The sequence below is a fragment of the Staphylococcus sp. HMSC34G04 genome (assembly GCF_001838765.1).
GTDB lineage: Bacteria > Bacillota > Bacilli > Staphylococcales > Staphylococcaceae > Staphylococcus > Staphylococcus epidermidis.
Window position 1 is genome coordinate 37262 of record NZ_KV838748.1, and the last position, 651, is coordinate 37912.

A 651-nucleotide genomic window follows, 5' to 3' on the forward strand; every position below is an offset into this window, starting at 1 on the left:
TTAAAGTTTTGTTTGATTTCCGTTTCTTTACCGTTTCCACAACCACTTACCAAAATTAATAAACTTATGTATATCGTTACTTTCTTGAGATAACGCATTGGCTCACATCTTTCCGATTTTACTTTATTTATACTTTTACAAAATGCATCACTTTAATACGCTTATAAATTAATTAGTCCATATTATTCTTTAAATTATTACTTATTGAATCCAATTCAAAGATTTTAAAAACTACCAAATCGTCTTTAGTTAAACTTTTAAAATTTTTACTGAAAGCGTGGTAGTGTCTCATTGTTTATGTTAGCAGTGCTTTTCTACAGCTTTCATCTCATTTATTATTCGCATATTCTATTTCATAACTTGTTTCTTCAGAGGTACTTTTTATATTGCTTGGTTTTATTTTATATTCAGTTTGGCTCATGATTCATTATCCTCGCTAGGGCTAAATAGTACAGAATCTGTAAAATAGATATTCTCTTCTTTATTTTCTATAAAAGTAAATTCTAGATTTTTAGAACCTACGGATGAACCTTTTAAATCCCCATCACCTTTCAACAATAGTTTAGGTACTTTTTTAGTTGGGATGTCATATCTTTTTCTTAATTGTTGTACGTTATATTCATTATTACTCAATTGATATTTTGCAGAATA

At 27.5% G+C, this 651-nt stretch carries 1 protein-coding gene and 1 pseudogene; both read right to left on the bottom strand.

Annotated elements, in window-relative coordinates; all coding sequences use genetic code 11:
• Positions 1 to 98: pseudogene (locus HMPREF3241_RS13215) on the bottom strand (tandem-type lipoprotein); the annotation flags it as partial.
• A 319-nt stretch (positions 99 to 417) separates the two neighbouring features.
• On the bottom strand, positions 418 to 651 hold a 234-nt coding region (locus HMPREF3241_RS12990), incomplete at its 5' end, for a Csa1 family protein (protein ID WP_176746664.1).